This is a genomic window from Streptomyces sp. NPDC005485, assembly GCF_040606085.1.
Lineage (GTDB): Bacteria > Actinomycetota > Actinomycetes > Streptomycetales > Streptomycetaceae > Streptomyces.
The window spans coordinates 1-18,522 of sequence record NZ_JBEXDZ010000001.1 but is presented as its reverse complement, the minus strand read 5'-3'; the positions used below and the strand labels follow the sequence as shown (position 1 = coordinate 18,522).

The 18,522-nt window shown below is 66.2% G+C and carries 21 protein-coding genes; all 21 read right to left on the bottom strand.

What is annotated here, in order from left to right; all coding sequences use genetic code 11:
- Positions 1-3: 3 nt before the first annotated feature.
- A complete protein-coding gene (gene rplF / locus ABZS97_RS00105) occupies positions 4-543 on the bottom strand; it encodes a 50S ribosomal protein L6 (protein WP_356131405.1) in 540 nt (179 codons plus the stop codon).
- Positions 544-567: 24 nt separating this feature from the next.
- Positions 568-966, bottom strand: a complete 399-nt coding sequence (gene rpsH, locus ABZS97_RS00100; protein WP_190037509.1) for a 30S ribosomal protein S8 — start codon at positions 964-966, stop codon at positions 568-570.
- A gap of 210 nt (positions 967-1,176) precedes the next feature.
- Positions 1,177-1,362 (bottom strand): type Z 30S ribosomal protein S14, encoded by a 186-nt coding sequence (locus tag ABZS97_RS00095; protein ID WP_003956452.1) that lies wholly within the window; start codon positions 1,360-1,362, stop codon positions 1,177-1,179.
- Positions 1,363-1,367: 5 nt separating this feature from the next.
- On the bottom strand, positions 1,368-1,925 hold the full coding sequence (rplE, locus tag ABZS97_RS00090) for a 50S ribosomal protein L5 (RefSeq protein WP_148010026.1): 558 nt from the start codon (positions 1,923-1,925) through the stop codon (positions 1,368-1,370).
- Positions 1,925-2,248: a 50S ribosomal protein L24 gene (gene rplX / locus ABZS97_RS00085; protein WP_356131400.1), complete on the bottom strand. Its 324-nt coding sequence runs from the start codon at positions 2,246-2,248 to the stop codon at positions 1,925-1,927. Before rplX ends, rplE begins: the two co-directional genes overlap by 1 nt.
- Positions 2,249-2,250: 2 nt before the next feature.
- On the bottom strand, positions 2,251-2,619 hold the full coding sequence (gene rplN, locus ABZS97_RS00080) for a 50S ribosomal protein L14 (RefSeq protein ID WP_003998823.1): 369 nt from the start codon (positions 2,617-2,619) through the stop codon (positions 2,251-2,253).
- 108 nt (positions 2,620-2,727) lie between these two features.
- Positions 2,728-3,015 (bottom strand): 30S ribosomal protein S17, encoded by a 288-nt coding sequence (gene rpsQ / locus ABZS97_RS00075; protein ID WP_356131397.1) that lies wholly within the window; start codon positions 3,013-3,015, stop codon positions 2,728-2,730.
- A complete protein-coding gene (gene rpmC / locus ABZS97_RS00070) occupies positions 3,015-3,239 on the bottom strand; it encodes a 50S ribosomal protein L29 (RefSeq protein ID WP_003998824.1) in 225 nt (74 codons plus the stop codon). Before rpmC ends, rpsQ begins: the two co-directional genes overlap by 1 nt.
- A complete protein-coding gene (rplP, locus tag ABZS97_RS00065) occupies positions 3,239-3,658 on the bottom strand; it encodes a 50S ribosomal protein L16 (RefSeq protein WP_010986348.1) in 420 nt (139 codons plus the stop codon). The genes rpmC and rplP overlap by 1 nt, the downstream gene beginning before the upstream one ends.
- 5 nt (positions 3,659-3,663) lie before the next feature.
- On the bottom strand, positions 3,664-4,515 hold the full coding sequence (gene rpsC / locus ABZS97_RS00060) for a 30S ribosomal protein S3 (RefSeq protein ID WP_055614925.1): 852 nt from the start codon (positions 4,513-4,515) through the stop codon (positions 3,664-3,666).
- Positions 4,515-4,862, bottom strand: a complete 348-nt coding sequence (gene rplV, locus ABZS97_RS00055; protein ID WP_004571827.1) for a 50S ribosomal protein L22 — start codon at positions 4,860-4,862, stop codon at positions 4,515-4,517. The genes rpsC and rplV overlap by 1 nt, the downstream gene beginning before the upstream one ends.
- Positions 4,863-4,904: 42 nt before the next feature.
- Complete coding sequence (gene rpsS, locus ABZS97_RS00050) at positions 4,905-5,186, bottom strand: 30S ribosomal protein S19 (protein ID WP_013001415.1); 282 nt, start codon at positions 5,184-5,186, stop codon at positions 4,905-4,907.
- Positions 5,187-5,198: 12 nt separating this feature from the next.
- Entirely contained in the window at positions 5,199-6,035 is an 837-nt protein-coding gene (rplB, locus tag ABZS97_RS00045; protein ID WP_356131391.1) for a 50S ribosomal protein L2, read from the bottom strand.
- A gap of 39 nt (positions 6,036-6,074) precedes the next feature.
- Positions 6,075-6,491 (bottom strand): 50S ribosomal protein L23, encoded by a 417-nt coding sequence (gene rplW, locus ABZS97_RS00040; RefSeq protein WP_356131388.1) that lies wholly within the window; start codon positions 6,489-6,491, stop codon positions 6,075-6,077.
- Positions 6,491-7,147, bottom strand: coding sequence for a 50S ribosomal protein L4 (gene rplD / locus ABZS97_RS00035; RefSeq protein WP_356131385.1), 657 nt, complete (start codon positions 7,145-7,147; stop codon positions 6,491-6,493). The genes rplW and rplD overlap by 1 nt, the downstream gene beginning before the upstream one ends.
- A 4-nt stretch (positions 7,148-7,151) precedes the next feature.
- The gene (rplC, locus tag ABZS97_RS00030; protein WP_356033220.1) at positions 7,152-7,796 is read right to left on the bottom strand and encodes a 50S ribosomal protein L3; all 645 of its coding nucleotides are present in this window, start codon (positions 7,794-7,796) and stop codon (positions 7,152-7,154) included.
- A gap of 17 nt (positions 7,797-7,813) precedes the next feature.
- Positions 7,814-8,122: a 30S ribosomal protein S10 gene (rpsJ, locus tag ABZS97_RS00025; RefSeq protein ID WP_003948644.1), complete on the bottom strand. Its 309-nt coding sequence runs from the start codon at positions 8,120-8,122 to the stop codon at positions 7,814-7,816.
- 555 nt (positions 8,123-8,677) lie between these two features.
- Entirely contained in the window at positions 8,678-13,192 is a 4,515-nt protein-coding gene (locus ABZS97_RS00020; protein WP_356131382.1) for a hypothetical protein, read from the bottom strand.
- 85 nt (positions 13,193-13,277) lie between these two features.
- Entirely contained in the window at positions 13,278-13,751 is a 474-nt protein-coding gene (locus ABZS97_RS00015) for a hypothetical protein (RefSeq protein WP_356131379.1), read from the bottom strand.
- 428 nt (positions 13,752-14,179) lie between these two features.
- Positions 14,180-14,455 carry a hypothetical protein gene (locus tag ABZS97_RS00010; RefSeq protein ID WP_356131376.1) on the bottom strand — a complete coding sequence of 92 codons (276 nt, stop codon included), beginning with the start codon at positions 14,453-14,455 and terminating at the stop codon, positions 14,180-14,182.
- A gap of 56 nt (positions 14,456-14,511) precedes the next feature.
- Positions 14,512-18,522: RHS repeat-associated core domain-containing protein (locus ABZS97_RS00005; protein ID WP_356131373.1), on the bottom strand; the 4,011-nt coding region annotated here is incomplete at its 5' end.

Below are 18,522 nucleotides of genomic sequence, written 5' to 3'. Positions count from 1 at the left end.
GGCTTACTTACCCGCCTTTCCGACCTTGCGGCGGATGACTTCGCCTTCGTACTTGACGCCCTTGGCCTTGTACGGGTCGGGCTTGCGCAGCTTGCGGATGTTGGCCGCAACCTCACCGACCTTCTGCTTGTCGATGCCCTCGACCGAGAAACGGGTCGGGTTCTCCACCTTGAAGGTGATGCCCTCGGGGGCCTCGACAGTGATCGAGTGGCTGTAGCCGAGCGAGAACTCCAGGTTGGAGCCCTTCGCCAGGACGCGGTAACCAACACCGCTGATCTCGAGCTTCTTCACGTAACCCTGGGTCACGCCGGTGATCATGTTCGCCACCAGCGTGCGGGACAGGCCGTGCAGGGCCTTGTTCTGACGCTCGTCGTTCGGGCGGGTGACATTGAGAATGCCGTCCTCGCCCTTAGCGATCTCGATCGGCGCCGCGACGGTGTGGGTCAGCGAGCCCTTGGGGCCCTTGACCAAAACCGTACGGCCGTCGATGGTGACGTCCACGCCGGCGGGAACCGTGATGGGGAGCTTGCCAATACGCGACATAGCTGTTTCCTCCGTTCCCTTCCGCTACCAGACGTAGGCGAGAACTTCTCCGCCTACGCCCTTCTTGCCGGCCTGCTTGTCGGTGAGGAGACCGTGCGACGTGGAGATGATCGCCACGCCGAGGCCGCCAAGCACCTTGGGCAGGGAGGTGGACTTCGCGTAAACCCGGAGACCGGGCTTGGAGATCCGCTTGATGCCCGCGATGGAGCGCTCACGGTTCGGGCCGAACTTCAGCTCGAGGACGAGGTTCTTGCCGACCTCGGCGTCCTCGACCTTCCAGCCCGTGATGAAGCCCTCCTGCTGGAGGATCTCCGCGATGTGCGACTTGATCTTGCTGTGCGGCATACCCACGGTGTCGTGGTACGCCGAGTTCGCGTTACGCAGACGCGTAAGCATGTCCGCGATCGGATCAGTCATGGTCATGAATTGGCCTTCGGCCTCTCTCGCCGGGGTTTCCTGTATGCGCCATCCCTCTCCCCACACAGGGGCGGGACGGGTGCGGCGCGGGGACCTACGGCGTAGTAAGTCGTACGGGCGTCAGGCGCCCAACCCTCCTAGCCTAAGCCATGGAGAGGTGGGCACCTGACAGAGCCCATTGCTTACCGAGAGCCCTGGAATCCGGAATTACCGGATTTACCAGGAGCTCTTGGTCACGCCCGGCAGCTCGCCACGGTGAGCCATCTCACGAAGGCACACGCGGCAGAGGCCGAACTTGCGGTACACGGAGTGCGGGCGGCCGCAGCGCTGGCAGCGGGTGTACGCACGCACACCGAACTTGGGCTTACGAGCAGCCTTGGCAATCAGAGCCTTCTTCGCCATCTCGCTTACGCCTCCTTGAAGGGGAAGCCGAGGTGACGGAGAAGGGCGCGGCCCTCAGCGTCGTTGGTCGCCGTGGTCACCACGGTGATGTCCATACCCCGGACGCGGTCGATCTTGTCCTGGTCGATCTCGTGGAACATGACCTGCTCCGTGAGACCGAAGGTGTAGTTGCCACGGCCGTCGAACTGCTTGGGGGACAGACCACGGAAGTCGCGGATGCGCGGCAGCGCGAGCGACAGGGTGCGGTCCAGGAACTCCCACATGCGGTCGCCACGGAGCGTGACGTGGGCACCGATCGGCTGGCCCTCACGCAGCTTGAACTGCGCGATGGACTTGCGGGCCTTGGTGATGGCCGGCTTCTGACCGGTGATCGTGGTCAGGTCACGGACGGCACCGTCCATGAGCTTCGAGTCACGGGCGGCGTCGCCGACACCCATGTTGACCACGATCTTCACGAGGCCCGGCGTCTGCATGACGTTCTCGTAGGAGAACTCTTCCTGCAGCTTCGCCGCGATCTCCTCGCGGTACTTCGTCTTGAGACGCGGAGTGGTGGTGGTAGCCATCAGATGTCCTCACCCGTCCGCTTGGCAACGCGAACCTTGTTGCCCTCGTCGTCGAAGCGGTAACCGACACGCGTGACGACCTTGTTGCCGTCCTTCTCCACGACGAGCTGAACGTTGCTCACGTGAACAGGGGCCTCGGTCGTGACGATGCCACCGGCCTGCGAACCACCAGCGGTGGGACCGGCCTTGGTGTGCTTCTTGACCCGGTTGACACCCTCGACCAGAACGCGGTCCTCGCGGGGGTAGGCCGCGATGACCTTGCCCTGCTTGCCCTTGTCCTTACCGGTGATGACCTGAACCAGGTCGCCCTTCTTGATCTTCATGCTTACAGCACCTCCGGCGCGAGCGAGATGATCTTCATGAACTTCTTCTCGCGCAGCTCTCGGCCGACCGGGCCGAAGATGCGGGTGCCGCGAGGGTCGCCGTCGTTCTTCAGAATGACGGCGGCGTTCTCGTCGAAGCGGATGTACGAGCCGTCCGGACGGCGGCGCTCCTTGACGGTGCGAACGATGACCGCCTTGACGACGTCACCCTTCTTCACGTTGCCGCCGGGGATCGCGTCCTTGACGGTGGCGACGATGACGTCACCGATGCCCGCGTAGCGGCGACCGGAGCCACCGAGCACACGGATGCAAAGGATTTCCTTCGCACCAGTGTTGTCGGCGACGCGCAGTCGCGACTCCTGCTGGATCACGTCTATCTCCTGATCGTCTGCCGGTTCCCCGAAGGGGCTGCCTCGTTACGAGGTGAGCCCCTTCGGAGCCTGGCGGAACTGTCCTGCGAGGAATGCCCCGCAGGAGATTTACTTGGCCTTTTCGAGGATCTCGACGATGCGCCAGCGCTTGCTCGCCGACAGCGGACGCGTCTCCATGATGAGGACGCGGTCGCCGACGCCGGCAGCGTTCTGCTCGTCGTGCGCCTTGAGCTTGTTCGTACGGCGGATGACCTTGCCGTACAGCGCGTGCTTGACGCGGTCCTCGACGGCGACGACGACGGTCTTGTCCATCTTGTCGCTGACGACCAGACCCTCGCGGGTCTTGCGGAAGCCGCGAGCGGCCTTCGTCTCTTCAGTCACGTTGCTCTCGCTCATCAGGCGCTCTCCACCGTCTCGATGCCCAGCTCGCGCTCACGCATCAGGGTGTAGATCCGCGCGATGTCCTTGCGGACGGCCTTGAGCCGACCGTGGTTCTCGAGCTGACCCGTCGCCGCCTGGAAGCGGAGGTTGAACAGCTCTTCCTTGGCTTCGCGGAGCTTCGCAAGAAGCTCCTCGTCACCCAGTTCGCGCAGCTCGGACGCCTTGGTACCGGCCGACATCACGCTTCACCTGCCTCGCGCTTGACGATCCGGCACTTCATCGGCAGCTTGTGCGCCGCACGAGTGAGGGCCTCACGCGCAATCTTCTCGTTGGGGTATGACAGCTCGAACATGACCCGGCCCGGGTGCACGTTCGCGATCCACCACTCGGGCGAACCCTTACCGGAACCCATGCGGGTCTCGGCAGGCTTCTTCGTGAGCGGGCGGTCCGGGTAGATGTTGATCCAGACCTTGCCGCCACGCTTGATGTGGCGGGTCATCGCGATACGTGCGGCCTCGATCTGGCGGTTCGTCACGTACGCCGGCGTGAGGGCCTGAATGCCGTACTCGCCGAACGAAACCTGCGTACCGCCCTTGGCCTGACCACGGCGCTTGGGGTGGTGCTGCTTGCGGTGCTTGACCCTACGGGGGATCAGCATTTCGGTCAGGCCTCCGTTCCGGTGCTCTCAGCCGGAGCGGCAGCGGCGGCGGGAGCGTCGGCCTTGGGGGCCTCGGCAGCCGGCGCGGACTGCTGCTGCGGCTTGCGGCCGCGGCCGCCACGCTCGCCACCACGGCCACCGCCGCGGGCCGGACGGTCGCCGCCCGGGCCACCGCCACGAGCCGGGCGGTTACCCGCACGGGCCGCAGCGTTCTCGGCGCGGACCTCGGCGATGTTCTTGACGTCGCCCTTGTAGATCCAGACCTTCACACCGATACGGCCGAAGGTCGTCTTGGCCTCGAAGAAGCCGTAGTCCACGTTCGCGCGGAGCGTGTGCAGGGGCACACGGCCCTCGCGGTAGAACTCCGAGCGGGACATCTCGGCGCCGCCGAGGCGGCCACCGCACTGGATCTTGATGCCCTTGGCGCCGGCCTTCATCGTGCCCTGCATGCTCTTACGCATGGCGCGACGGAAGGAGACGCGGGAGGAGAGCTGCTCGGCAACGGCCTGGGCAACCAGCTGAGCGTCGGTCTCGGGGCTCTTGACCTCGAGGATGTTCAGCTGGACCTGCTTGCCCGTGAGCTTCTCGAGGTCACCGCGGATGCGGTCGGCCTCGGCGCCACGGCGGCCGATGACGATGCCCGGACGCGCGGTGTGGATGTCCACCCGCACGCGGTCACGGGTGCGCTCGATCTCAACCTTCGAGATGCCGGCGCGCTCCATGCCGGACGTCATCATCCGACGGATGGCGACGTCTTCCTTGACGTAGTCCTTGTACAGCTTGTCGGCGTACCACCGGGACTTGAAGTCCGTGGTGATGCCGAGCCGGAACCCATGCGGGTTAACCTTCTGGCCCATTACCGGGTTCCTTCCTTGCTGCTGACGACCACGGTGATGTGGCTGGTCCGCTTACGGATCCGGTAGGCACGGCCCTGAGCACGCGGACGGAACCGCTTCAGGGTCGGGCCCTCGTCCACGTACGCCTCGCTGATGACCAGCGAAGAGGCGTCGGTGTGGTCGTAGTTGTGCGCGGCGTTGGCAATGGCGCTGTCAAGCACCTTGCCGACCGGCACGCTCGCGGCCTGCGGGGCGAAACGCAGGACCGCCTGAGCCTCCGTGGCATCCATGCCACGGATAAGGTCCACCACGCGGCGGGCCTTCATGGGCGTAACGCGGATGTACCGCGCCTGGGCCCTGGCTTCCATGGTTGTCCTTCCAGTGTCTGTCATGGTCGATTCCACCCCGCGTTAGCGGCGCTTCGACTTCCGGTCGTCCTTGACGTGACCCCGGAAGGTGCGCGTCGGCGAGAACTCGCCGAGCTTGTGGCCGACCATCGACTCGGTGACAAACACCGGAATGTGGGTCTTGCCGTTGTGCACCGCGATCGTGTGGCCGAGCATGGCCGGGATGATCATCGAGCGACGGGACCAGGTCTTGATGACGTTCTTGGTACCGGCTTCGTTCTGTACGTCCACCTTCTTGATGAGGTGTCCGTCGACGAAGGGTCCCTTCTTGAGACTGCGCGGCATCTAAACCCGCTCCTAGCGCTTCTTGTTCGTCTTGCGGCGGCGGACGATGTACTTGCTCGATGCCTTCTTCGGCGAGCGAGTACGACCCTCCTTCTGACCCCACGGGGAGACCGGGTGGCGACCACCGGAGGTCTTGCCCTCACCACCACCGTGCGGGTGGTCAACCGGGTTCATCGCCACACCGCGGACGGACGGGCGAACGCCCTTCCAGCGCATGCGGCCGGCCTTGCCCCAGTTGATGTTGCTCTGCTCGGCGTTGCCGACCTCGCCGACCGTGGCGCGGCAGCGCTGGTCGACCAGGCGGATCTCACCGGAGGGCATGCGGAGGTGGGCCATGGTGCCCTCCTTCGCGAGCAGCTGCACCGAGGCGCCGGCGGAGCGGGCGAACTTGGCGCCGCCACCGGGACGGATCTCGATCGCGTGGATCGTGGTACCGACCGGGATGTTGCGGAGCGCCAGGTTGTTGCCCGGCTTGATGTCGGCCCCGGGACCGTTCTCGACGCGGTCACCCTGCTGCAGGTTGCGCGGGGCGAGGATGTAGCGCTTCTCGCCGTCCGCGTAGTGCAGCAGCGCGATGCGCGCGGTGCGGTTGGGGTCGTACTCGATGTGCGCGACCTTCGCCGGCACGCCGTCCTTGTCGTGACGACGGAAGTCGATCACTCGGTAGGCGCGCTTGTGTCCGCCACCCTGGTGGCGAACGGTCACACGACCGGCGTTGTTACGGCCGCCCTTGCTGTGCAGCGGGCGGACCAGCGACTTCTCCGGCGTGGACCGCGTGACCTCGACGAAGTCGGCGACGCTGGAGCCACGACGGCCCGGCGTAGTCGGCTTGTACTTGCGGATTCCCATTTCTCAGTCCTCGTCCGATATTCGGACCAGGGCGCTCCGTTAGGAGGCCTGGCCGAAGATGTCGATACGGTCGCCCTCAGCGAGGGTCACGATCGCGCGCTTGGTGTCCGCACGCTTTCCGAAGCCGCTCTTGGTCCGCTTGCGCTTGCCCTGGCGGTTGATCGTGTTGACCCCGGTGACCTTGACCGAGAAGACCGCCTGGACGGCCTCCTTGATCTGCGTCTTGTTGGAGCCGGGCGCAACGACGAAGGTGTACTTGCCCTCGTCGAGAAGCGCGTAGCTCTTCTCCGAGACAACCGGCTTGAGCAGCACGTCACGGGGGTCCGTGAAGGACTTGCTCATCGGGGTCTCGACGGTGTTCTTGCCCTCGGTGGCGTGGCGCTTCGCCTTGGCGACGCGCGCGGCCTTGGCTGCCTTGGCAGCCTTCGAGGCGATGCTCGGGTGACGCGTAGCCATCAGGCTTCGCTCCCTTCGGTGTCAGCGGCCTGGGGGCCAGACACGAAGGACTCGAAAGCGGCCTGGGTGAAGACCACGTCGTCCGAGACGAGAACGTCGTACGTGTTCAGCTGGCCCGGCTCCAGGATGTGGACCTGGGGCAGGTTGCGCGCGGAAAGCAGCGCGGCCTCGTCGGAGCGCTCGATGACCAGGAGCACGTTCTTGCGCTCGCTGACCTTGCCGAGGAAGCTCTTCGCGGCCTTGGTGGAGGGGGTCTCGCCCTCGATCACGCCGGTGATGACGTGGATGCGAGCGTTGCGGGCCCGGTCGGTGAGGGCGTGGCGCAGGGCCGCGGCCTTCATCTTCTTCGGGGTCCGCTGCGAGTAGTCACGCGGCGTGGGTCCGTGAACGACGCCACCGCCGGCGAACTGCGGCGCACGGGTCGAGCCCTGACGGGCGCGGCCGGTGCCCTTCTGGCGGTAAGGCTTGCGGCCACCACCGCGGACCTCGCCACGACGCTTGACCTTGTGCGTGCCCTGACGGGCAGCGGCCAGCTGTGCGACGACGACCTGGTGAAGCAGCGGAACGCTGATCTTCTCTACGTCGAAGATCTCGGCCGGGAGCTCAACGGTCCCGGCGGTGTCGCCGGAGGGCGACAGAATGTCAATGGTGCTCATGTCCTCAGGCCCCCTTGGCCGCGGTACGGACCAGGACGAGGCCGCCGTTCGGACCCGGGATGGCTCCCTTGATGAGGAGCAGCCCCTTCTCCGCGTCAACGGCGTGAACGGTCAGGTTCTGGGTGGTGACCCGCTCGTTGCCCATGCGGCCCGCCATGCGGACGCCCTTGAACACACGGCCCGGGGTGGCACAGCCACCGATGGAGCCGGGAGAGCGGTGCTTGCGCTGGACACCGTGGCCGGCGCCGAGGCCCTTGAAGTTGTGACGCTTCATGACACCGGCAAAGCCCTTGCCCTTGCTCTTGCCGGTCACGTCCACCTTGACGCCGGCCTCGAAGGTCTCGGCGGTGATCTCCTGGCCGAGGGTGTACTCGCTGGCGTCAGCGGTACGGATCTCGACGAGGTGGCGGCGGGGAGTGACGTCGGCCTTGGCGAAGTGACCCTTGAGGGGCTTGTTCACCTTGCGAGGGTCGATCTCGCCGAAGGCGATCTGGACCGACTCGTAGCCGTCGACATCGTTCGTACGGACCTGGGTCACGACGTTGGGGCCGGCCTTGACGACGGTGACCGGAACAACACGGTTGTTCTCGTCCCACACCTGCGTCATGCCGAGCTTCTCGCCCAGGATGCCCTTGATCTGCTTAGCCATTCTCAGATCACCGACCCTTAGAGCTTGATCTCGATGTCGACACCGGCCGGGAGGTCGAGTCGCATCAGGGAGTCAACGGTCTTCGGCGTCGGGTCGAGGATGTCGATCAGGCGCTTGTGCGTGCGCATCTCGAAGTGCTCGCGCGAGTCCTTGTACTTGTGCGGCGACTTGATGACGCAGTACACGTTCTTCTCAGTGGGCAGCGGCACCGGGCCCGCGACCGACGCACCAGTGCGGGTCACCGTCTCGACGATCTTCTTCGCCGAGGAGTCGATGACCTCGTGGTCGTAGGCCTTGAGCCGGATGCGGATCTTCTGTCCCGCCATGGCTACTAGTAGTCCTTTGTCTAGTGAAACGCTCTGGTACCCGGGGGTTCGCGTCCCCTCCTCCGACCCACGCGGTCGGGTGTGTCGCGCTCCTGCCGCACAGATATCCGTAAACGGATTTCCCTGCGAGGGACGCGGCTCGCCCGAAAGCAACCGCAGGACCGGGGGTGAGACACCCACCGGGCGCCTGGCCCGCGCCCCGCTGACACTTCCCGGAAGATTCCCGTACGTCCGCTCCAGCGCTGCCTTACGGCAGTTGGGGCGACGAGTACTGTGGGACTCGCTTCCGGTCCCCCCGACGGGAGGCGTGCAGCATCGGCGCTCGACCGAGCAACTCCGACAGTCTGCCATACGGGGCAGGGGCCTGGCCAATCGAGCCGAGGATCGTACCCCTTGAGTGACGCAGGTCAAACCCGATGCGCCTACGGCCCGCGCCTCCGGCGCCGGGCCAGGGGCCAGGACGCCTCGGCCGTCACTCCGAGTGCTGTCACGGACACAAAATGAAGCAGGGGGCCGGGCCTGTGGCCCGACCCCCTGTCATTCAGTGATCCGTGATCACGGCGTCACGTTGACCGTGAAGCGGTTGTCCGGATCGTCACAGTGGATGACGCTCGTCGGCCGGTTTCCAGGGCCGTCGCCGATCAACGGAACCGGTGCGTCCACGTTCCACGGGTTACCGCCGCTTCCCCTTCCGGAGGCGTCGCAGTCGTCGAACCCGTTGCCGTTGGGAGAGGTGGGGGGCAGGTTGGAGAAGTTCCTCCAGTCCCCCGTGTGCACCTTGCCGCTGGACGGACGGCCGAGGTCGTCCGTCATCTTTCCGTCGACGTAGACGTAGAGGTCGGGCATGTAGCTCTGCCACACGATGCCGTTGCTCGGGTCCGCGTCCTTGTTCGTCTCCAGGTGCGTGGGCTTCACGGAGCCGTCCGCGCAGAACGCGGCGGCGATGTCGTGCCAGATCGGCGGGGCGTTGCCGATCATGCTGCCCCACATGTTGTTGTTCCAGTCACCGGAGTTCTTGAAGAACATCGAGTAGATGTCCCCCGCCGCCCTGCGCACCGAGTAGTTGGTGTCGGGGCTGGAGTTGACCTTGTCGAGCCAGGCCTTGACGTTGTCGTTGATGGAGTGGTGGCCGATCATCGCGCGATACCCGTGGACGCCTCCGCCCACGGCGCGGATGTCCACGCAGGTGTTGTCCGAGTTCACCCGCGCGCCCCTGAGGTGCGGGAGGTAGGCCTGTCCCGGCGTGTCCCCGTCCACCAGCGGATCGGCGGTGTAGGTGCGCCCGTATTCCAGGGCGTCGGGGGTCGTGTACGTCAGGTCGGGGACGGCGATGTGGTAGTCCGCCGAGATCGCCTTGATCAGCTGGGTGACGAAGGTGGGCAGGTGGGCGTTGCCGACCCGGACGTCGTAGCTCGCGCTCTCGCTGCCCGGGATGACGTGTCCCGTGCCGTCCTTCACGAACGTCACGTCGACATCGCTCTTGATCTTGTAGCTGTTCGGGTCCTGGAACGCCTGGCTGGGAGACGCCGACAGGCTCGGGCGGGTGTTCGACATGCCCATCCACATCGGGATGGACATCGACGGCACCGATCCGTCGGCGTTCGGTGTGTAACCGCCGGCCTTGACGTTCTTGGCCCAGGCGTCGCCCGCGTCATAGGTCTTGGGACCCGTGCACTCGTCCATGTTCACTTCGGTCGTGCATCGCGTCCACGACGTCAGACCGTTGTCCGACACCTCGTTGCTGGGAGTGCCGTCCCACAGCGGGCCGCCGTTCGTCCCGGCGGAGACCTCGGTCCCCCAGTCGTAGAGCGCCTTCATCGACCGGATGGGCGTGTTGAGCTCGGTGACCGGCCAGTTGGAGTTGAGCTCCTGGTTGGGGTCGAAGACCGAGGCCGCCGTCAGGGTGCGGTGGACGAACGTGCCCTGCACCGGCTGGAAGGCGACGGCACCGTAGGCGACGTCACTGTCCGCGGACCCGGTGGGCGTGTAGTTGGACAGGGACACGCTCGGGGTGCCGTCGAACTTGAAGGCGCCCAGCGAGACCCACTTGTTGTTGTTGCCGTCCTGGTTGATGTAGCGGTCGTAGGGACCGCCGACGGCACCGCTGATCTCGTAGTGCGCGCGCTTCTCCTGCGCTCCGGTGTCGGGCACGTGCACCCACACCTGGGCGAGATCGAAGCTGCCGTTCGGGATCCACGTGCCGCGGACCGTCAGCGGGCCGGAGGTGGTGCCGCCCAGGTGGTCGGCGTCGCGGGTGTGCGTGTACCAGAAGTGACCGCCGTAGCCGCCGCCGATCTGGTGCAGGTCGGCCTTGGCCTCGTACTGTCCCGCGGTGTCCGCGTAGAACGTGAAGCGGAAGGTGCCGTCGGATTTGACGTTGCCGCAGTCGCTCCAGGTCGGAGTGCCGTTCGGTACGGAGGCGACGACCTTGGCGCCCGAGGGGGCCCCGCTGCACACCGGGGTGCCGTTCTTCAGCCGGTAGCCGCGTCCCGGCTCGGCGATGAGCGACTGGTACTTGATGTTCTCGTTGCCGCAGGTGCTGGCACAGCCGACCTTCCACGTCGCGTTCGACTGGTTCCACCAGTACTTCTTGTAGCACTCGGCGTCCGGGCAGTCCGGCGGGCTGCCCGGGTCACAGTTGTTCTTGCTGTTGCAGAAGGTGCTCTTGGGCGGTGAGACCAAGGAACGCTGGAGGTTGTCGATCCACCAGGCGGGACGGAAGCCCACCGAGGAGAACCCGGACTCGCCCTGCCAGTCCTGGCGTCCGGAGGTGGCGTAGGAGAAACCGGTGTCGGTGGACCATGCGGACCAGCCCATCACCTTCTCCTCGTACGGCCAGTCCTGCGGGTGTGCCGCGTCGTGGTTGGCGTTGGAGTCGACGGTGGTGTCCATGAACGGGTTGTCGTTCTTGTACACGGGGTTGGCCGGGTTGTTGTACCAGCCCAGGCCCCACGCGGTGCCGGAAGCACCGGGAGGGTTGAAGCCGAGGTTGTAGTTCCAGACGGCGGTGAACCAGTTCTCCACCTTCGACGGGTCGTCGTTGTTGACGGTGACCGTCTGGCCGGCCTTGTGCACCTCGTTCCACTTGTCGGCGAGGATCTTCATCGACGCGGCGATGTTGCTCGCGTAGTCGACAGCGACGATCTTCTGCTTCCCGGGGGAGAGAGCCGTCTCGTCCTTCTTCTCGTGGCCCGCCATGCGCATGCCGTCGGTGACCTGGCCCACGCCGTAGCCACAGTCGGACTTGTCCCAGTGGATGTTCCAGAAGTCGGCGACCGTGCCGCCGGTCTTGTGGCCGTAGTAGCCGTCGACCGCGGCGAGCGGGCTGCCCATCTGGCCCGGAACCGCGCCGGACTCGGCCTGCCACAGGTTCGATTCCTGGGACAGGATGCCGAGCAGCACGTTGACCGGGATCTGGGCGCCGGCCTTGCCGTCCAGCGTCGGCCGGGGGAAGAGGCCCTGCGGGTCGATGGTGCCGAGACCGGCCTGGTCGCGGTAGCCGCCCTGCCGGATGTACCCGGAGGTGAGGTTGCCGCGTACGGCCATGTCGGCGGCCCACTCGACCTGGTTCGAGGTCGGCTGGAGCGCCTGCACGCTGACGTCGTTGCGGGAGACCGAGCACCAGCGGTCCGGGTCGGTCGGCTCGTGCGCCGCGTCCGTGTCCGTCGCGGTGGTGGCGACGGTGCGTTCCATCTGGGTGCCCATGCCGGCGGGCGCGGTCTCCGTGACCGGCTTGGTGCCGCTCTTCAGGGCGGGCGAGGGCTCCTGGGTACCGGCCGCCACCTGCGGCGTCACCTGCTGGGTCACCTCGGTGCCCGTGGTGGTGGCGGTGGAGGTGATGGTGGCCGACTCCGTCTTCGCCAACGTCTTCGGCGGGACGGAGGACTCGGCCGCCGCCTTGTCGGGCTTGGCCTCCTGGGCCTTGGTGAAGCCGCGGCCGGCGTTCGCGATGTGCGCCAGGCCCGCCCTCATGCCGGGCATGAGGACGGGGTCGACGGCGAGTCGGCCCTGCGTGGAGACATCGGAGTCGGCGGGCGCGTCGAGCCGGGTGATGCCCGTGCCCTTCGTGTGCACGGCACCGGTCGGCTTGCCGGTCAGAAACGCCTTGCCGGGAGCGCCGGCGGCGAGGTCGAGCGCGCCGGGAGCGCCGGTGGCGACCGTGGCCGGGCTGCCGTGACCGCGCCAGATCTTCGCCGTGTGCTTCTTGTTGCCGCGCTCGACGAAGGCGAGCTGCTTGCCCTGGGCGTCGAGCGGCCGGATGTCGAAGGCGACCGCGTCGACGGACGTCACCTTGCTGGTCTTCCCGGCCTTGCTCTTGCCGGTGTCGCCGAGGCGCACCAGATCGCGGCCGACCGCGCCGATGGCGCCGCCGGTGACGGGCGCGGCCGAGGTGACCTCGCCGTGCACCGACGCCTGGGTCAGCTGCTTGCCCGCCGTGTTCACGGTGACCACACGGGTCTTCACCGCGGCCGGGTCGTTCATGTCCCGGTACGAGGTGAAGGCGGCCGTGTGGGCGGAGGTGTTGCAGGTCGGGTCGAAGTACGCCAGCGAGGCGGTGAACCCGAGCTTGGTGACCGAACCCGTGCTGGTGTTGACGATCGCCGTGAACGCGCCGCCCTGGAACAGGTCGGGCTTGTTGGTGAAGGTACGCGGCGCGTAGACGACGGCCGCGTGGTCACGGTCCATCAGGCACTGGTTGCCGATCCAGGAATCGGCCGGCATACCGGGCTCGGCAAGGATCGCGGCGGTCTTCCACCCGTACGCGTCCTTGGAGTCGGCCACGAGAAGGTGCAGGCCGTCCGCGTCGGCGGCGGCCGTGACGGCACGGTCGGGTGAGGACTTCCACCCGGTGCCGAGCTTCTTGCCCGGGTCCTTGATCCGGCCGGAGCCGGAGGGGCCCTGGGCCGCGGCGGCCGAGTCTGATTGCGTGGTCCGGCCGGACCCGGTTGTCGAGTCGGGCCCGGCGTCCGGCGCGCCGAACGCCGGAACGGCGCTGAGCAGGCCACCGCTCAACGCGGTGCACGCCGCTATGACGACCAGAGGTCTGTGAAGTTGTCGCCTGGATCTCAAGGCAGGGGTTCCCCGATTTGTTTGAGGTTTCGGATCCGCAATGCCGAGCGCCGGGTCAGGTGACCCGGCGCTGTCGGTGTGCTGGTCAGGCACACTCGGAATCGTCGTTGTCGACGGAGAAGACGTAGCCGCCCTTGAAGTTGACGAGGTTGGAGGTGCTGCTCGCCGTGTTCTTCATGAGCGCGGTGATGGTGACGCAGCGGCCTCCCCTGGCGAGGGTGCTGCTGTGCACCGGACCCGCGTACTCCGAGAAGTTGCCGTGGTCGCGTTCGCCGGCCGACTTGGTGTCCCCCGGATACATCTGAAGGTCCATGTACTTGGCGCCGGTCGTGTTGTTGTCGAGGATCGCGCAGGCGCTGTTGCCCTTCATGTAGAAGAAGAGCGTCGCTTGGCGGTTGGTGGCGCTGGGCAGCGCCTTGGCGTCGTTGAACACGTACCCGGTGCCGCAGACCGTCGCGGAAGCAGCGGCCGCCGGAGTGCTCGGCACGACGACACCCAACGCGGCGACGGCGGAGGCGGCTACGGCGAAGCGAGTCAGGTTCTTACCGATTGAAGACACAAGTCCCCCTATGAAGTGGTCGAGTTCATGGGTGTCTCCACTGCGGGACGAGGACTGGCCTCCCCGTTCAAAACCCCGTTCGAATGAAGACGTCGGGACTGTAGCTACTCCGACTCTGCACAGGCAACGCATAAGATCCGGCGCAACGGGTAGGCGTGACGCCCAAAAGTAGCGAACTCGTTGTAGCTGCCATCGGATTTCGCTCAAAATTTCAACATGTGCCCTGTTTGGGGGCTACTCTCCGCGACCTTCACGCCCGTAGTGACTTGCGTCACAACGCATAACGATTCGAACCTGCTACCGAGCAAACGAAATACCCCGCCCATGGGATCAACCACGGGCGGGGAAACTTCAGTTGACGAGGAGGCAGACTCCGGGATCGGTGGCCGACAGCCATCGCCGCCGCCACGTGCGTCAGGGCCCCGGTCTCACCCGAGAGTCCAACAGGCCGAGTCCTTGGGCGGTGCCGGACGGATCGGCAACTGCGCGAAGTCGATTCCCGCGTCCGCCTCGGCGTCCCCGGTCGGGAGCCGGTCCTGGTCGTCAGGAAGGTAGTACGCGCCGTAGGCCCAGAACTCCGGGAACTCGTGCGTCATGAGGTTCTGTTCGAGAGTGCTCATCTCGTTCCGCGCGTACCTCTCGTTGATCCTGGCGACGGCTTCCGCCCGGGAGACTCCACAGCGTTCCGTCAGAACGTCCACCATTTCGCGAAAATACTCAAGCATTTCCTCGTCGAGGCTGATCAGGAATTCTTCGGTTCTCACGATGTCGGCCCCACCACGCGATGAAGTGAATTATTGAAAAGGTCTGCAGCACGATCCGAGTAGATCGCTATTTGATGTCCGAAGAATTCCGGAGCGGCCTTGCCGCTCACGAACCTTCTGACATTCCTGAGCATCGGGCCCTCGACCATCTCGTAGCTGTGCATGGCACCACCAGTACGGTGGTGCTTGATGAAGGACGCGAGCTCGTCGCTCGGACCATCGAAGATCTTGCCGCCCAGGTTGTCGAGCTCGCTCTTCGGGACCTTGAAGTGCACGACCGCGGGGAGGCCCCCTCGCTTGTCAGCCAGCTGCTTCGCCCAGACCAATGCCTGCTGAGGGTCCTTGGTGACGTAGAAACCGCCCCTGCCGAAGTCCATGGCCCGGCCACTTCCCATCAGGTCGATTCCGTCGTTGGCGATACTGTCCGCATATTTCCTGATGGTCCCGTGATACAGATCCACCATGCATGGCGCCTTCAGACCCAGCGGGTCCATCCACTGCAGGGGATTCTTTACGTAGGCATAGTTGTTCGGCGCGGGTGTGCGACCCAGGGGATCGGGGCTCAGGTAACGAGCTGTGCTCGGCTCGTAGTAGCGATGGTGATTGTAATGAAGCCCGGTTTCAGCGTCGAAATACTGGCCGGGGAAACGCAATGGGCAGTTGACATGATCACTGCCTGCCCGCCCGACAGGAACGCCCCAAAGGGTCGACGACTGGGTCCAGACAACGTCACCGTCCTCGTCCACCAACTCCGTCGGTGTCCCGAGGAGGTCGGTGACGATCGCATAGAAACGCTCATCGATCTCCTCCTGGGGCGAGTCCGGTCCGACGGGCCCGGCGCCACGTACGCGCTGCCCGACCGGAGTTGTCTCGCTGCCCCAGTCCCACGACGTGCTGACGGAGCCGTCCGTCTGTTCCGCGAGCTGGTCCCCGTCCCAGAAGAAGGAGACCTGCTCGGTGACCGTCGTACCGTCGTCGCCGAGCAGTTGTTTGGCCACGCGCCGGCCCAGCGGGTCGTACACGTAGTGCCAATGACGGCCGTCCGGGGTGAGGACGTCCGTGAGCTGGTCCTCTGCGTTCCAGGTGTAGCGCCATTCGCGCCTGCCGCCGGACAGCAGCTTCGTGACACGACGGACCACCCGCCCCTGGCCGTCATGTCGATAGAAGGTGCGTCCCGCCCGCTCGATGAGAGTTCCGGAGTACGCCCGGTCGCCCGGCCCCGCCTCCTCATCGCGCAGGGGCGCGGACGTAGCGAAGCCGGTGAGATTGCCGAGGGCGTCGTACCGGTAGCGCTCGTCCCCTCCTCCTCCGCCGCCGAGCGCGGCGGTAACCCGCCCTGCCTGGTCCAGCTCGAACGACCGCTCGCCGTGTCGTGCGTCGACCACCCGGACGAGACCGCCGTCGTCACGGTGCTGGTACGTCCGACGCATCACGTCGCCGGCGCCGGCCGTCCGCAGCGACTGCGTGGTCCGCAGCCGGTCCGCGTCCCACTCGTGGGTCAGACGCGCGGTGTCGCTGAGTACGCGCTCGATCTCGCGACCTGCCACGTCGTACCGGAAAGTGACGTCGTGCCGCCCCATCCGCTGTACCAGCGAACGTCGGCCGGGCTCGTACGTCCAGCGCGTGATCGCACCGCTCGGTGTCGTCCGCGAAGTGCGGCGTCCGCTGACGTCGTACTCGCTGCGGACCTCGTGCCCATTCCAGCACTCACTCAGGACGCGTCCCATCGCGTCGTGCTCGATGTCGAGCTCGACGTCCGCGTTGCGCGCGTGGACGATCCTGCCCAGCGGGTCATACGTGTACGTTGCGCCCACGCCGTCGGCGTCCATGGCGACGACGTTGCCGAGCACGTCGTGACGGAACGCCGTGACCTGGCCGGCTCCGTTGGTCCTTTCGATCAGCAGGCCGACGGCGTCGTAACGGTAGGTCAGTGTGCGGCCGTTGAAGTCCGTCTCGCTGACCAGGCGACCCACGGGGTCGTACTCGTAATTCCAGCTCTGCCCTGCCCCGTTGGTGACACTTCGAAGCCGCAGCTCGGTGTCGTAGGCGAAGCGCTCCAGTGTCCCGTCCTCGTTCTCACGCACAGAGCAGAGATCGAAGTGGGTGTTCTCGTAGATGGTGCGGCGGCCCGTCGACGACTGGTATTCGAGGGGATTGCCCTCGACGTCGTACGACCAACGTTCCACGGTCCCGTTCGGCAGCTCTCGCCACGAGATCTGGCCCTCCACCGTCCAGCCGACCCGTGTGACAGCACCGGCGGGATCGGTGAGCTCGGTGATCCGGCCGAAGGCGTCCCGCACGAACGAGGTGCCGGCGCCGAGCGCGTCCGCTGTGCCGACGACCAGCCCTGCCGCGTCGTTGACGACGGTCTGCTGCCGGATGCCCAGGGCGTCCGTGATGCCGGTCAGGCCGCCACGGTCGTCGAACGTGAACGACGTCGTGGCGCCGTGAGGGTCGACGACGGCCACACGGTTGCCGCGATCGTCGTAGATCGACTCCCAAGAACTGCCGTCCGGCTGCGTCACCTTGGTGACCAGGTTCAGTTCGTCGTACTCGGTGACGACGGCGCCACCGTCAGGACGAACGACCTTCGTGACGTTGCCCACCGCGTCATGGCTGAAGCACGTCGTACGGCCGAGCGGATCGGTGAGGGACGTCAGACGGCCGAGGTCGTCCCACTCCCGTGTGGTGGTGTGCCCCAGAGGGTCGGTCTCGGCGAGGGGCCGCAACGAATCGTCGAAGCGGTACGCCATGGAGTGGCCGAGCGAGTCGATCGCGACCGTGGTGCGTGACTCGTCGTCGTAGGCGTAGGAGTACGCGAGGACACCGTCCACGCCGCCCGTACGGACACAGCGGCCCGCGTCGTCGTAGGCGTAGCGGTACCAGTCGCCTTCCCTGCTCTGCCAACCGGTGAGCCGCTGACGGTCGTCGTAGCTGTAGCGCTGGGGCACCAAGGACGAGTCGGTGACACCGACAAGGCGTCCGTATTCGTCGTACTCGTACGTCGCCAGGCAGGGCTGCTCGGGAGCGCTGAGGAGAGAGAGCCTGGTGACGCGGCCCGACGTGGTGGTGATACCGAGCCGGTATCCGCCGTGGTGGACCAGCTCCGCCGGGGAGCCATCGGCCGCATAGCCGATCTGGACGGTGTTGCCGTTCCGGTCCTCGATGCCGACCAGTGGCAGCTCCGCGGCCCGTCCACCTGGCACGGACGTGAATCGCAGCGTCGTGCCGCTCTCCGGCTGCCACACCCTGATCTCGCCGTCCGGGGTGCCATCCCAGCTGAGCGGCCAGTTGGGACCGAGGATCGGCCTCATCGGCTCGCCGCTTTCGGGCACGGCGTAGTACAGAACGGCGCCGTCGTCAGCGATGAACCGGATGCCGTCGCCATCGACCAGAAGCCGCTGATCAAGGGTGGACGTCCAGTCCGCCCCGAACCAACGTCCTGCTCGTACGCCCGTCCGGTGAGTACGTTGCACGACCAGGGGCAGAACGCCGGGCAGGGAGACATCCGGTATCGACATCACCATCTGGCCCGTCGCCATGTCGATGGGATCACCGCAGGTGAAGAGGTTCTTCATCGGCCGCCCGAGGTTCTTCATGCGCGGGCCCAGTCCCTTGAGCCCCATCGCCATGCCCTTGAGTCCGCCCTTGCCGAGGGCCTTCATGCCCTTGGCGAGTTTGCCCAGGCTGGTGAGGCCCTTGCCGCCGGGGATGCAGTCCAGTGCCGCGAAGGCCACATCCCATAGGGAGGCCTGGCCCTTGGCGTATTTGTTGAGGGTGTCGGCGAGGACGACCAGCGCGGCGATCAGCACGATGGCGCCGAGGATCGGCCCTCCGATGATCATCGCGATGATGCCGACGACCGCGACGACGACCTTGCAGACCGCGACGATGGTGTCCCAGTTGTCGGAAAACCAGTCCCCGACCTCCTCCCACCACTTGCGGTTGTGGATACCCGCGTCCGACGCCTCGTCGATCTTCGTCTTCGCGGTGTGCGCGGCCTCCTC